This window comes from Psychrobacter immobilis (genome assembly GCF_904846285.1).
Lineage (GTDB): Bacteria > Pseudomonadota > Gammaproteobacteria > Pseudomonadales > Moraxellaceae > Psychrobacter > Psychrobacter immobilis_D.
In genome coordinates, this window is the sequence record NZ_CAJHAD010000024.1 from 25,038 (window position 1) to 39,653 (window position 14,616).

The window sequence follows — 14,616 nt, forward strand, 5'->3', positions numbered from 1 at the left end:
CTGATGATAGACTGCTCATGCTACCCACTTCTAAGACTGATAATCGCCCTACCACTATTACCAAATTAACGCCTTTTACTAAGCAACTATATACGCTAAATAAGCCAGCTAAATGCTTACCCACATTATCCTCGCTTGCCTTATTTGTTGGTGCTATGCTGACGCCGCTATATGCCCAAGCTGGGTTGCCAGAAGCGATACAGACGGCGCTTACGCATGCACACTTAAGCACCGCCGATATTAGTATTGTCATCACCCCCGTAGGTGATAAAAATGCTAGCCGCTTGCCTGCGCCTATTCAGGTAATTGATAGCACTAAACCCGCTAATCAGCCAGAAATGTTAACTACTGACGATGGCACTGCTGAACCTAGTAGCATCCAAAAACAAGCGCTTAAAAATAATAATGCTAAAGAACTAAAAGAAGTAAGCGTTCATCAAAGCCCATTGATGACTATCGAAAAACAGACGATTAAACAACATGCAAGACAGCTGCATGCTTATACCGATGACCCTTATACCTATCAAAGTATTGAAAGCATTCCATCGCTACTGCCAGACAAGGCTTTAGTAAGTGCTAAAAATCATAATGGCAGCATTAAAGACAGCGCTAAAGACAATGAAAGCAGCAAAAACAACAACGACAAATCGACTGCTCACAGCCCCGTTATTAAATTCTCTTTTTCACCATTATTAAGCCATCAAGCCGATATTGCGCGCACGCCTGCCAGCACCATGAAACTTGTACCAAGTTTTATCGCCTTAGATACTTTGGGCGCTGACTTTGTTTGGCATACTCGTGTCTATCATACGGGTATTATCATTGGCGATAAGCTCTATGGCGACTTGATTATTCAAGGCAGTGGCGATCCAAAAATGACCCATGAGCGCTTACAGCAATTGCTTTATAAAGTACAAACCGCTGGTATTCGCCATATCAACGGCGATATTATTATCGATAGCGCCGTCTTTAAAAACGTCACAAAAGACACTGCCGCCTTTGACAACTCACCGCTACGTCCTTATAACGCCAGCCCCGATGGTTTTTTGGTCAATTTTAGCAGTATCGGTATTCAAAGCTATCCGCTAAACAATACGCGCGCGCAGCTGATTTACACGCCGCAGTTGGCAAACTATCAATTGCCCAGCATGATAAATATACGCTCGGCTGCCTGCGGTCAAGCGCGCTATAGTATTGCGCCGCAGTGGCAACCGACACAATTAACGCTTAATACCAATTTACCAGACAGCTGCGGCGAACATGCCTTTTATGTCGCTTACCCTGACGCCAAAGATTTTGCTGCCCGCGTCATTGCTTCTAAATGGCAAACACTTGGCAATACCTTAAGCGGTAAAGTCATCAGTCAAGAAACGCCTTATAATGACAATAACACTGTCAATAAACAGACAAAATTGCCCCGTGGTTTGGCAGCTATTGCGATGTCACCCTTGCCCATTGTTAGCTATCCTTCTTTAAACCTTACTCAGCAGATTTATGATATCAATCACTTCTCTAATAATGTAATGACAGAGCAAGTGGCGCTATCTATAGGCGCTTATAACAGTACTAATAATCCTATTAATAATATTGGCGTCAATAAAATAAACACTGATAAAGCGAGCACTAATAAAGAAAGCGTTAATAATAAAGGCAGTGATACGGATAAAGTCATTAACAATCAAGCAACGAGCTTATATCAATTTGGCCAGCCAAAAGCGACCGACTATCCGCAAGCGCTGCAAACGATTAATCAATGGTGGCAAACCAAGCTGACTACCCCGCCGCCGCATCTAAGCAACGGCTCAGGACTCTGCCGCGACTGTACCATCAGCGCCGCCAATTTAAGCGAGCTATTGACCTACGCTTATGAGCAACCGAGCTTCGATGCTTATGTGAGCTCGCTAGGCATTGCTGGGGTTAGTGGCACCATTAGCGCTCATAGCGAGCGCTTACCCAAATCGCAAGCCATCGGTCGCGCTTGGATAAAAACAGGCACATTAAATAATGTCACCTCGATGGCAGGCTATGTTAAAGGGCTATCTGGGCAAGACTATGTGGTGGTCGGAATGATTAATACGGATCAAGCGCTCAACGCTTATAACGCCCGAACTGTATTAGATACCATGCTAGATTGGACCGCGCAGCATTAAGGGTGGTTCATTAACTGCTCTTTTTCTATCGCTATTTGCTTTAAAAATCTTATGCTCACCCCTTTATAAAGGTCGTTTTTATGTCACGCAAACCAATGCAGCTTAGCAAGTCTCCTAGTCCGTCAAAAGATGGCAAGGTGGCAGGCAATACTCAGCCTAGCAGTCCAAAAACAATGCCACCTAAAATGGCGCAATATGTCGGATTCTTTGCGGTTGGTTATATTCTAGCTAGCGCCATATTTATGATGATTCAAACCAAATTTGCCTTAAACTCGCAATTGGTTACTGTCATCTCTATCGTCATCGGCGCTTATATCGCGGTGCATAAATTTATTAAGCATCAACAGCGCGCGCTAGATAGAAGCGAGATTAACCGTTTAATGTTTGGCGGTGTCGCGGTGGTTTGGCTGCTTACCATTATCTATTTCTTAGGTATCTGGTTTTTCTTATTTGATGCGGTGAGCCGTGAAGTATTGATAGAGATGACCATACAGCAGCCGCTACCGCTACTTTCGGCATTGGTGATGATATTGCTGCTGAGCTTAGTCAGTGCGCGCGTTAGCATTTGGATGATTAATCGCTTACTTAACCCCAAGCGTAAAACTGTTTAATTATCATTTAAATGTTTAACGCTTTTAAATAGACAGTAACCTGAACTATTTATTCCTATCCAAGCGCATACAAAATTTTGTCCTATACCTGAGTAAATTACGTTACGCTATCTTAACGCTAATGAATTTTGCTAGATAGGAGCGCAAGCAATGGAGATGCTTTTTTTCGACAATATAGACAAACTCGGACGTATCATTGTGACCGCGGTCATGGTTTACGTTTTGATTGTGATTACCACTAAAGTCTCTGGAAAACGTTCGACCTCGCAGCTTAATAACTTTGATTGGATTGTCACCGTGATGATTGGCTCACTCGGTGCCAGCACTATTTTGCTTGAAGACATCCCTTTTATAGAAGGCGCTTCTTCTATTGTGGCGCTGTATGTCATGCAGTTTTTGGTCACAAAATATGCGTCTATTTCACCAGAATTTAGCAGTTTTATTTTGTCCGAGCCGCGCATTGTCTTTTATCAAGGACAGTTTTTACCCGATGCGATGCGTGCCGAGCGCTTAACCCGTCAAGAGATTGAATGTGCGATGCGTTCTGAAGGCGTGAATAGTTTCGATGATATTGAGGCGATCGTTTTCGAATCAGATGCTAAGCTGACCATTATCCCAAAACCTGCTTGTTCTGATAGTAAAGATAATAATCAAAACGCAGAGAACACGATATCGGAAACCATTGCACCGCTTATGCAAGGTGACTGATAAAGGTTAATGCACAAAAAAGGATAGCCGATATAAACCGACTATCCTTTTACTTTTATCTTCAATTAATACTAACCGCTATAATCGTTATTTATCAATAACAATCCTAGTGCAAAACTTATTTAATACGCTGCCACGTTTGTGAACGCCCAAAGACTGGCGTACCGACAAAGCCGCGTAGCTTTAGGCTTTGACCATTATCACTTAAGGTCAACTTGCCAGAATAGGTTTTTCCTGATTCAGGATCGACCAGCTTGCCGTCACTCCATTGGTTATTACCATCCGCTTTGAAGCCTGATAGTATCTGCAAACCTTCAACCGGTTTGTTCTTTAAGCTGCCAGGACACTTGGTACAAAGCGCATCTGCCTTTTCTTTATCAAGGACCTTGAGGATTTTTCCCGTGACTTTGCCACCGCTTTCAGTTAACTGCATGACGGCCTTTTTTTCACCGGTTTTATCATCGATGGTTTGCCATTGTGTGCCATTTAACGAAACAGCAAACACAGAAGTAGAGAGCAGCGCACCTGCGCTAAGAGCAGCTAGACTTAATATAGTACGTTTCATGAACGACTCCTTTCGTTTAAAAAAATGCTTCAAATTGTCTTTTGGTTTATCATAAAGACCTCATAGTGTTAGGCGTTATTATATTATCGATAGATCTATCATTAAGAAAAATCACCATAATAAAGAACAACTGTTTGTCGAATGCCAGTAAAGCATAAAAAAATGCTTTGTAAAAGGTATGTTTGTTACAGTAACTTAAGCGCAGAATTCTTTTGTTACATTTAATCAATAATCAAAGTGGTAGATATTATGAAAGTAAGAATATTGACCGTCGGTAATAAAATGCCCAAGTGGGTGCAAACCGGTTTTGATGAATATTTCAAACGTATTCAACCGATGCTCAGCACCGAAATCGTAGAAATTGCGGCGGCCAAACGCGCCAAAAATCCGTCAGACGCCAATTTGGCGCAGTACCGTGAACAAGAAGGTCAGGCAATATTGGCTGCTCATACGTCAGGAGGGCGTGAGCAATTGTGGGTGCTAGATGTAAAAGGTAAGATGCTCTCTACCGAACAGTTGGCCGATAAATTGGCGGGTGGCATGCAGCAAGGCGACGATATTGCCTTGGTCATCGGCGGTGCTGATGGGGTATCGCCCGAAGTATTGGCGCAAGCAGATGTAAAATGGTCGCTATCAGCGCTGACGCTGCCACATCCTTTAGTGCGAGTGGTGCTGATGGAGCAGCTATATCGCGCCATGAGTATCAATCACAATCACCCTTACCATCGCGGTAATTAAAACGCTTATAAAGCAGCCCTTACCTGATAAAAAACCAGCTTGTTATTAGTAATGACAAAACAGATTGAAATATAGCCGCGCGCCCTAATAAATGCACCATGAAACATCCTAAACCTGCAGTACCTAAAGCCTCAGGCACGCATCCGCAACCTGATGACAAACGCCAACCTCTAACGACCTCCAAGCCGACGCCTATCACGGCAGCGGCTGCTTGGACAGATGTGCCTGCGATACCACCTAGGGCAGCGCAAGTATCGAAGCGACCCAAATTGCCCGCGCTATTTATTTCGCATGGAGCGCCGACGCTTGCAATCGAACAGTCAGCGACAACCAGCGCGTTGGCACGTATGGGTCAAAACTTACCTAAGCCGCGCGCTATCGTCATTATGTCGGCACACTGGCAGTCAGCTAAGCTTGAAATCAGCAGCAATCCACAACCAAAAACTTGGCATGATTTTTCCGGCTTTGCGTCTGAGCTGTATGAGTTGCAATATCCTGCAGCGGGTCAGCCAGCACTTGCCGAAACCCTGGCGCACCAGCTAACGGCGCGTGGTATCACCTGCCGCGTAAATCCTTTGCGTGTCAGCGACCACGGCGTTTGGGCGCCGCTTTTGCATCTGTACCCAGAAGCCGATATTCCTATCGTGCAAATATCGCTACCACGGCATTATGACAGTGTCGCTTGTTATCAATTGGGTGCGCAACTGGCGCAATTGCGTGATGAGCAAATCCTCTTGATTGGCTCAGGGAATATTACCCATAATTTACAAGCACTACGTTGGCAAGCAGAGAGTATTGATAAAACTGCTAAAGACTTTAAAGTTTGGCTATTACAACAGCTCAAAACTGATATTCCAAGCGCCTTAGACTGGCAGCAATATCCTAATTATCAAAATGTACATCCAAGCGATGAGCACCTATTGCCGTTATTCTTTGCCTTAGGTGCCGGTCAACGCGTCTCTGTGGTACACCAAAGCATGGCGCACCATAGTTTGGGTATGGATATTTATCGCTTTGATTAACCTTTTTTAAAACGTTAATCAAAGCACTTTTGCTTAGCTCTACCTTCTAATGCAGCATTTATCAAAAATCATTTCGAGCATATAAAATTACTTCTCAAAGGCAGGCTTAGTAAACATTCCAGCGCGTTCCATCTCGCCAGCAATGCTAAATAACGTCGTTTCATCATTCATACGCCCAATCAGCTGCATCCCAATCGGTAGACCTTTTTTGCTCATCCCGACTGGCAACGACATTGCTGGCAGCCCTGTAATATTACCCAATAAAGTAAAGCCCATTTTACCAAGTACGGGTGCGCTGAGCTTTTCAATCACGCCCGAGCTAAAGGCAAATCTGCCCATATTAATGCCTTTATTAAGCACCCCTGCACTACGCATGAGCATCTCATCCATACGGCTTGGCGGCAATACACCATGCTTAACCGCAGGTGTCGGTACAGTTGGGCACAAAATCATATCGTAGGTCTCAAGCAATAAACCCGTTTGATATTGGCTATCATGCCAGCCATGCTTAGCATGTGCCAAATCAACGGCAGATAATGAGCGTCCAAGCATCGCCATATTATAGGTTTGCGGCTCAAGGTTTTGGATATGCTGCGCGCCGTGACAGCGCTCGATATTATCAATAGTAAATGCGGTATGGGCGCAAACCACCACCAAAAAATCATGCCAGAACTGCTCAATATTAATATTAGGCTCGGCGGGCACCACACGATGACCCATTGCCTCTAGTTGCTTAGCGGTCTGCTCTAATACAGCAAGTACTTCTTTATCGACGACCGTATTGGCAACCAATGGCTGTTGATGCAGCGCGATGGTTAATTGCCTCGGTGCTCGCATCGCTGCTTGCAAAAATGTCCCATTAGGTGGCGCAATGACGTAAGGTGCACCGATTTCCGCTCCACTTGTCGCATCAAGCATCGCTGCACTATCACGCACACTACGCGTAATCACATGGTCAGCAACCGCCCCTTCCCAACCTTCGCCAAATTTAGGGCCCATAGGGTTACGACCACGGCTAGGTTTAAATCCAAACACACCACTCCATGCCGCAGGAAAGCGTATCGAGCCACCGCCATCACCCGCGCCTGCCATCGGCACAATACCACTTGATACCGCCGCTGCACTACCGCCCGATGAACCACCAGAGCTATAGCCTTTTTTAAATGGATTATGGGTGGCACCATGAGCTTTCGGTTCGGTAGTGATAATTAAACCAAACTCTGGCGTATTGGTTTTACCAAAAGTATTTACGCCGGTGGCTTTCATGCGTTTAACGATTTCGCTGTCATCATCAGGTACGATGTTGACGCTACGGCTACCCATGGTAATGGGCTCATCCGCAAAATAAAATGACAAGTCTTTAAGCAAATAAGGCACACCGTTAAAGATACCCGTTGGTAAGCCTTTTTCTGCTGCTGCATAAGCGCGCTCATCAAAACGATGGATAACAGCGTTTAATTTGGGATTAAGCTGATTGGCTTGCTCAACTGCCGCATCGAGCAATTCTTTGGCGCTGACTTCTCCTGCGTTAACCAATGCCGCCAGCGCTATCGCATCGTATTGCGTGTATTCTTTAAACATAACCGACCTTCCTTGGAGAGTAATTTAAGTGACAAGTATTTTTAGAATTTATTTGATAAACCATCACCAGTTTAGTCTAAAAAACCACTGTTTATAATTGATTAACAAACTCATTGGTCATTTGAAAACATAAGTGTCTATTATCAATAATGAAGGTAATCATGAATAACTACCTATATTCTAATAACAAAAAAGCGAGCTACTTTATTGAGTAACTCGCTTTTTTAGTATTCAAGTATGCGTTATCTGTTTACATCAACAGTTCACGCTTGCCACTTTTACCCATCGAGCTGACCAAGCCAGCCTCTTCCATCGAGTCGACAATACGCGCGGCGCGGTTATATCCAATGCTAAATTTCCGCTGGATACTAGAAGCAGAAACTTTGCGCGTTTCCATAATAAAACCAACGGCTTCATTATAAAGATCATCATCTTCGCCAGAGGCGCTGGCAGTACTGCCGCCACTGGGACTAGATAATTCAAAATTGCCAGCCATATTATCGATATAATCAGGCGCACCGCGCTCACGCCATGCATCACAGACGCTATTGACCTCTTCATCGCTGACATAGGCACCATGCACACGATCCGGTTCAATTTGCCCTGGGCCTAAGAACAACATATCACCATTACCAAGCATATCTTCGGCACCACCACTATCCAAAATAGTGCGCGAATCCACTTTTGAGTTCACTCGTAGCGCCGCTCGTACTGGAATATTGGCTTTAATCAAACCAGTAATGACATCGACTGAAGGACGCTGAGTGGCAAGGATTAAGTGAATCCCTGCTGCACGCGATTTCTGCGCCAAGCGTGTAATTAATTCCTCTGCCTGCTTACCAACTTGCATAATCATATCGGCAAACTCATCGGCGACAATGACAATCATGGGTAAGGTTTTAAGCTTTGGCGCTTGACTGATACTCACGCTGTCATTGGGTCGCCATAATGGATCAAGCATTGGGTTACCTGACTTTTCAGCAGCGATTACTTTTTTGTTGAACTCATTCAGCTTACGAACCTTCAATAAGCTCATCAACTGATAACGACGCTCCATCTCTGCCACACACCATGACAAGGCACTTGCCGCTTCAGTCATATCGGTAACAACTGGCGTTAGTAAATGCGGAATATCGTTATAGTTAGCAAGCTCAAGTTGCTTAGGGTCAATCAAAATCATCCGTAGCTCGTTCGGGGTATATTTAAGCAGCATCGATAGTAACATGGCGTTAACCAAGACTGATTTACCAGAACCCGTCGTACCAGCAACCAACATATGCGGCGCTCGTGCAAGGTCAGTAATAATCGGCTTACCACCAATATCTTTACCCATCGCCATGCTGATTTGCGCTTTAGGATCTTTAAATTTCTCGGTATCTAATAGCTCAATCAAGCGCACCATTTCGCGCTGTTTGTTGGGCACTTCGATGCCAATATAGGGTTTACCAGGAATAACTTCCACGACACGTAAAGATGCCATTGATAATGAGCGTGCCAAATCACGTGAAATTCCTGTAACTTTACTGGCTTTTATCCCAGGAGCGAGATCTACTTCAAAACGCGTTACGACAGGACCTGGAATAGCATTGACGACATTTGCTTTAACATTGAATTCTTGTAACTTAATCTCTAGCAGCTCTGATAACTGTTCAAGTTCAGCCAATGTATAGCTTGGCTTACGGTCAGGGTCAGGCTTATCTAAAATAGAAAGTTCTGGAATTGGTGTCAGACTGTTACGATAGGCAGCCGTTTGCATCGAGCGTGATTTTTGACTGAATGCAATATCATCACTAATATGCGGCATAACGGGCGCAGCAATATCGTCAGCGATGTGGTAATCATCGTCGTCTTCCGGCATCATGTCAGCAATATGATTACTGCTATCGCCTTCTGGCACTGCAAAGCTTACCGTTGGTTTAGCGGCGGTTACGGGCGGAGTATTTGTCTGTGCAACCCCAGTTATCGTTGTAATAGCAGTTGCTGCCAGCGGCGCTAATGTAGGATTAGCAGGGGGCGTATTGGTTGGTGTCATATCAGTAACTTTAGAAACGTCACTAAATGTATCGACTGGCGCAGCAAACTCTACTGCCGATGTACTGATTGTTTCAGTTTCAACTAAAGGCTCAGCATTATAGGAAAAGTCTGGTTGTTTGATAGACCAACTTTCAGACAAATCATCTATTGAGTCAGCAACCATATTATTTGATGAATTATCGTTTAATAAATTATCAGTCTTCTGTTCCTGTATCACAGTGTCAAACGAGGTTTCTAATACCGGCGCTTCAATGACGGCTTTATTTTGCTCTAACTCAGGCGCTACTGGAACCGCCGCATGTTCTGCTAGCCAAGCATCAACGCTTTTTGTCATTTCATCTTTATCAGCAGTATCATTAACAATATAATCAGAAGTATTAGGCGCAGCAGTAGAGTTATCGAAGCCTTGGACGTTAGTGTTTGGAGCAGCATCTGCATCATAAACAAGCGTATCCTTTCCAGCAAGTGCCTCACTTGCTAACAAATCATCGACCGTATTAGCATCATTCCAAGCAAAACTTGGTTCAACTTTGCGTACAGGCGCCATAACTGGGTTTGCTGCAGGCGTTGCAGCTTGCGGTTGGTTAATATGACTAAAACTGCTTGCATTAGCTGAAGCTGTTTGTAACTGCTCATCCTGCGCCGTACTGTTGGTAGCAGTTTGTGCCACTGCTGCCGCGACTGACATAGACGCTTTGACGCTAGCACCTAGACCCGACGTCGCTAAAAAATCTTTTAAGACGTGATTAAAACGACCACTTTTATCTGCCGTTTGGGCATGATTAGCAGCTGGCAAATCTAGTGGTAATTGTTCAAAGGCTTGTGCAGCTTTTTCACTGGTCACATTATCATCATTTTGCTGTTGCGTAGCTGCTGCTTGCGCCACTTGTCTATTATCTTGTTCGCGGTCATTACCTTTAACCGCAGAATCGCGCCACGACCATGTCTTAATTTTTTGATAAATGGCCAACCAATGAATATTAAAAGCAAAAGTGGCGGTAATAATCACAAATACCGTCAAAAACGTCACACTGCCCCACTGTGATAATAGCTGTGCCAAACGTGCTTGCAGTTCAAGACCAATAATACCACCAGCCACGCCTTTAAGACCTGACACCATAGGATCGGCCACTTGCTGCACTAGCGCTACCAATTGCGCAAATAAAGCACTGCTGCTCAATATTAAAAATACATAGGCAACTAAGCGTAATAACCAAAACGTTGGTTTATTATCCCACCAAATCAGCACTGACTCATAGACCAAAAACGCCAGTAACCACCAAGCACCAAAACCAAAGAAGCTATAGAGTAAATCTGATAGCCAAGCGCCCATCTCGCCGCCCATATTATTCACGGCAGTCATATCACTACTGATGTGCGACCAGCTCGGATCATTACCGGTATAAGTCATCAAAATGACGAATAAATAAACCGCCAGTATTAACCCAAGCAGGGTAAATATGCCCTTTTTTAAATACTCAATAAGTGGTGCTGATATCACGTAAGATCTGCCTTGTCGTTAATACTCGTTATTAATACTAAATGGTCGCCAGTTTATGAATAAAGCTTGTTTTCTTACCATGCTGAAATGGTTTTATATTGTTAAGTGCACATATAAATAGAATACTTAATCTAGCCGCTATTATTCTTGCATAACTTCTTATAATAACAAATACATAGGCGTAGTGGCGACAGTGTTATCAAGAAAGAGGGTAAGAAAATAAATCCATCAGTGATTTAGCAAAAAATACGGTCATTAACCGAACATTCGCCACACTTTCGGGTAATAAACGGATCCTTAATAAAAATATAAGCCGAGATTCTAGATACTTTTTTCAAGACCCCTGTACTTTAATTCTAATGATACCCATATTCATTTTAGCAAACTTGCACTTTTTGCCCTCTGGGCTTATGTTATTATCACACAGCAAATAAGAAAAACCATATTCATCGCTACTTTTAGCGACTATCTTTTATAACATTTATAATTTGTACGACGTATTTTAATTCTTATATTTCTCATTTAGATAGCGAGCAAGGAAATTTTATGGCAACTGATAATACGGCTCCACGCCACGAAAAATTGATTATTTTAGGTTCAGGTCCTGCCGGTTACGCCGCGGCCGTTTATGCTGCACGTGCCAATTTAAAGCCTGTGATGGTGACTGGTATGGAAGTGGGCGGTCAGCTGACCACCACCACTGAGGTCGATAACTGGCCTGGCGATGCTCATGATTTAACCGGTCCTGCGCTTATGGATCGTATGAAAGCCCATGCCGAGCGCTTTGGTACTGAATTGGTTTATGACCATATAAATGAGGTCAATCTTAATGAGCGCCCTTTTACCCTAATCGGTAATAACGGCAGCTATACTTGTGATGCCCTAATTATCTCAACGGGTGCCTCTGCGCAGTATTTAGGCTTAGAGTCAGAAACCAAATTCCGCGGCCTCGGCGTATCAGCTTGTGCCACCTGTGATGGCTTCTTTTATAAAAACCAGAAAGTCGCGGTCATTGGTGGTGGTAATACCGCCGTTGAAGAGGCTTTATATTTATCAAATATCGCCTCTGAAGTCACTTTGGTCCATCGCCGTGATAGCTTACGCTCAGAGAAAATTCTGCAAGATAAGCTGTTTGAAAAAGTCAAAAACGGTAACGTCAAAATCGAATGGAACCATAAAGTCAAAGAAGTGGTCGGCGATGATATGGGTGTCAATGGGTTGATTATCGAATCGATGATTGATGGTAGCACCAAGCAATTAGACGTGTTTGGCATGTTTGTCGCTATTGGTCATAAGCCAAATACAGATTTGTTCAAAGGTCAGTTGGAAATGAAAGACGGCTACCTTATCGTTAATAGCGGTCTAAATGGCAATGCCACCCAAACCAGTATCGAAGGCGTCTTTGCCGCAGGCGACGTTGCCGATCACGTTTATCGTCAAGCCATTACTTCAGCCGGTACTGGTTGTATGGCAGCGCTTGATGCTGAAAAGTACCTGGATGCTATTGGTGAAGCTGTTGCTCAGGACCATACGTATGCGTCAACATTGACTGCTGATAAAGAAGCATAAATGAGCGATTTTGCTAAAGACGACGGCCGCATTGATATCGATGCGGCTAATATAACGCCTGAGACTTTCAGTAAAAAAATCAGAAGTCTTGGGCGTTATAAATTCCCCGACCCTATGATGGTTGATCCTGATGGTATCGGTATCGTTGCTGTCGGAGGGGATTTAGCGCCTACAACGCTGATTTCTGCTTACGCGCAAGGGTTGTTCCCGTGGTTTAATGAAGATGAACCTATCGCGTGGTGGTGCCCAGAGCCGCGCTGCATCGTGCTTTCTGCTGACTATAAACCCAGTAAATCACTACGTAAGCAAGCGGGTCGAAGTCGTTGGCAATTGACTCTAAATCAAGCGTTTGATGATGTTATCCATGCTTGTAGTTTACCGCGTAGCGATGCTCTCAATGATGACCTGCCCGAGGGCGAACATACTTGGATTCATAGTGAGATGATTGAAGCCTATACCGAGCTGCATGCCCAAGGCTTTGCACATAGCATTGAAGTTTGGGATCACAAGCAGCAGTTGATTGGCGGTTTATATGGCTTAAAGATAGGCGGAATTTATTTTGGCGAATCGATGTTTCATGTCGCTTCTAATGCCTCAAAGCTCGCCTTTTGGGGCTTGATGCGTTTATGTGCCCAAACCAATGTCGAATTGGTAGACTGTCAGTTGCCAAATGAGCATCTTATGAGTTTGGGGGCTGAAACCTTACCGCGTGATGACTTTTTAGCACAGTTAGATATACTTATTGGCAGACGTTCAGTTAAGTGGCAAAAGGACTCTCATCAACCTCTAGCCGTCTCATTACTCGATAAACCACAGCCATGGCAATTAAAAATATAAAGCAAATCTATAAGGCAGAATAGCGTGATTTACTAACTAAGCTAATTTAGTGCTTTCCAATATAAGTTCAAACAAAATTAGCTTTAAACAACCATCGCTTTGAACAGCATTTCAAATCACCATTTATACGATAAGTAAGTTAGATATTTTACTTACGAGGTTAGCATGGCACCTGATACCGCATTTTTATTGATTGGTACACTGGCAACAAAAGCCAATACCACCAAAGACACGATTCGTCATTACGACCAATTGGGGCTACTAAAATCTCGCAAACGCCAAGCAGGTTCACGGCTTTATACCGAGTTTCATCCCGAATGCGTTGAGCGTATCGAGCTGATTAAAAGCGCGCAAGCCATTGGCTTTACTCTGACTGAAATCAAAGATAGCCTTAATGATTATTATGATGGCCAGCTCGATATTAATTTACAGCTAAGCCTTACTCAGCAGAAATTAACCCAAGTTAAAAAGCAACAAGCGACTATTAGCCTCATGATAGAGATGTTGGCTGAACGCATTGAGATTCTTGAGCGCATGAAAACGGATGAAAAGTATCTATCCAATATTGATATCTGCAAAAAGAAAATACCGCCACAATTATAATTCAACTATCTTCTAAACAACCAATTCCTAGTGATAAATTTTCTGCATAATCAACGCATCAATCACTGGCTGATGTGGCACTTGATAATAGCCCTTTCGTTTATGAATCACAGCAAAAGCTTGATGCTCGTATAAGGCAATCGCAGGCGCATTATCTGCCCGCACCTCTAACAATAAGCTTTCTACCTGATTACTGATTAACTCTTCATTTAATTGTGCAAAAATTTGCGAGGCGATACCTTGACGCTGATAATCAGGATGGGTGCCGATACGTAATATCTCTGCTTGCTCAAAAACTACTTGATATAAACAGTAGCCAATCACTTTATTATTATCGGCTTTATCTTCTTGTTTATAAATTATCAGCATATGCATACTGTCTTGCACAAGCATCTCAACTAGCGTCTGCTCAGTCCATGCGTCGTGCAGCTGCACTAGCAATTCGATATTTGCAACTGCTTGAATCTTTTGTTCTAGCTCTAATGTCTTGGTTACTAGCTTCTCGATAGTAAACATAGCGTTTCCTTTTATTATTTTTATTCAAACATGCTTAGATTCAATTACGCCTATTTTATCTCAAATGATTGTCATCACTATCATTTACCCACTTATCCCCCACCAAAAAAAGCCACCCTCTAAGAGGATGGCTTTTTACTTGCTAACTAACACTGTCAGATTGCTCCGATAGTATTAATGC

Annotated in this window: 12 protein-coding genes; 8 read left to right on the forward strand and 4 right to left on the reverse strand. The window is 43.5% G+C overall.

Annotated features, from left to right (window positions below):
* The first annotated feature begins 17 nt into the window (after positions 1–17).
* The 3 genes from JMX13_RS11860 (at position 18) to JMX13_RS11870 (ending at position 3,469) form a co-directional block, all read left to right on the forward strand.
* The gene (locus JMX13_RS11860; RefSeq protein ID WP_201612810.1) at positions 18–2,150 is read left to right on the forward strand and encodes a D-alanyl-D-alanine carboxypeptidase/D-alanyl-D-alanine-endopeptidase; all 2,133 of its coding nucleotides are present in this window, start codon (positions 18–20) and stop codon (positions 2,148–2,150) included.
* Between the two features lie 80 nt (positions 2,151–2,230).
* Positions 2,231–2,761 (forward strand): ABZJ_00895 family protein, encoded by a 531-nt coding sequence (locus JMX13_RS11865; protein WP_201612812.1) that lies wholly within the window; start codon positions 2,231–2,233, stop codon positions 2,759–2,761.
* 150 nt (positions 2,762–2,911) lie between these two features.
* Positions 2,912–3,469, forward strand: coding sequence for a DUF421 domain-containing protein (locus tag JMX13_RS11870; protein ID WP_201612814.1), 558 nt, complete (start codon positions 2,912–2,914; stop codon positions 3,467–3,469).
* A gap of 118 nt (positions 3,470–3,587) precedes the next feature.
* Here the strand turns inward: JMX13_RS11870 and JMX13_RS11875 are convergent, their stop codons facing one another.
* The gene (locus JMX13_RS11875; RefSeq protein ID WP_201612816.1) at positions 3,588–4,034 is read right to left on the reverse strand and encodes a DUF2147 domain-containing protein; all 447 of its coding nucleotides are present in this window, start codon (positions 4,032–4,034) and stop codon (positions 3,588–3,590) included.
* A gap of 249 nt (positions 4,035–4,283) precedes the next feature.
* Here JMX13_RS11875 and rlmH point away from each other — a divergent pair, with 249 nt between their 5' ends.
* Complete coding sequence (gene rlmH, locus JMX13_RS11880; RefSeq protein WP_201612818.1) at positions 4,284–4,772, forward strand: 23S rRNA (pseudouridine(1915)-N(3))-methyltransferase RlmH; 489 nt, start codon at positions 4,284–4,286, stop codon at positions 4,770–4,772.
* A gap of 98 nt (positions 4,773–4,870) precedes the next feature.
* Complete coding sequence (locus JMX13_RS11885) at positions 4,871–5,794, forward strand: DODA-type extradiol aromatic ring-opening family dioxygenase (RefSeq protein WP_201612820.1); 924 nt, start codon at positions 4,871–4,873, stop codon at positions 5,792–5,794.
* An 87-nt stretch (positions 5,795–5,881) separates the two neighbouring features.
* Here the strand turns inward: JMX13_RS11885 and JMX13_RS11890 are convergent, their stop codons facing one another.
* Both JMX13_RS11890 and JMX13_RS11895 read right to left on the reverse strand, forming a co-directional pair.
* On the reverse strand, positions 5,882–7,375 hold the full coding sequence (locus tag JMX13_RS11890; RefSeq protein ID WP_201612822.1) for an amidase: 1,494 nt from the start codon (positions 7,373–7,375) through the stop codon (positions 5,882–5,884).
* A gap of 250 nt (positions 7,376–7,625) precedes the next feature.
* Positions 7,626–10,910: a DNA translocase FtsK gene (locus JMX13_RS11895; RefSeq protein WP_201612824.1), complete on the reverse strand. Its 3,285-nt coding sequence runs from the start codon at positions 10,908–10,910 to the stop codon at positions 7,626–7,628.
* Between the two features lie 546 nt (positions 10,911–11,456).
* Between JMX13_RS11895 and trxB the strand changes: the two genes are divergently transcribed.
* The 3 genes from trxB to JMX13_RS11910 all read left to right on the forward strand — a co-directional run bounded on the left by trxB (position 11,457) and on the right by JMX13_RS11910 (position 13,919).
* Positions 11,457–12,479, forward strand: a complete 1,023-nt coding sequence (gene trxB, locus JMX13_RS11900; protein ID WP_201612826.1) for a thioredoxin-disulfide reductase — start codon at positions 11,457–11,459, stop codon at positions 12,477–12,479.
* Positions 12,480–13,316 carry a leucyl/phenylalanyl-tRNA--protein transferase gene (gene aat, locus JMX13_RS11905; RefSeq protein WP_201612828.1) on the forward strand — a complete coding sequence of 279 codons (837 nt, stop codon included), beginning with the start codon at positions 12,480–12,482 and terminating at the stop codon, positions 13,314–13,316. It abuts the gene before it with no gap.
* Positions 13,317–13,481: 165 nt separating this feature from the next.
* Positions 13,482–13,919 (forward strand): MerR family transcriptional regulator, encoded by a 438-nt coding sequence (locus JMX13_RS11910; RefSeq protein WP_201612830.1) that lies wholly within the window; start codon positions 13,482–13,484, stop codon positions 13,917–13,919.
* Between the two features lie 27 nt (positions 13,920–13,946).
* Here JMX13_RS11910 and rimI read toward each other — a convergent pair whose 3' ends face one another.
* A complete protein-coding gene (rimI, locus tag JMX13_RS11915; protein ID WP_201612832.1) occupies positions 13,947–14,435 on the reverse strand; it encodes a ribosomal protein S18-alanine N-acetyltransferase in 489 nt (162 codons plus the stop codon).
* Positions 14,436–14,616: the final 181 nt, after the last annotated feature.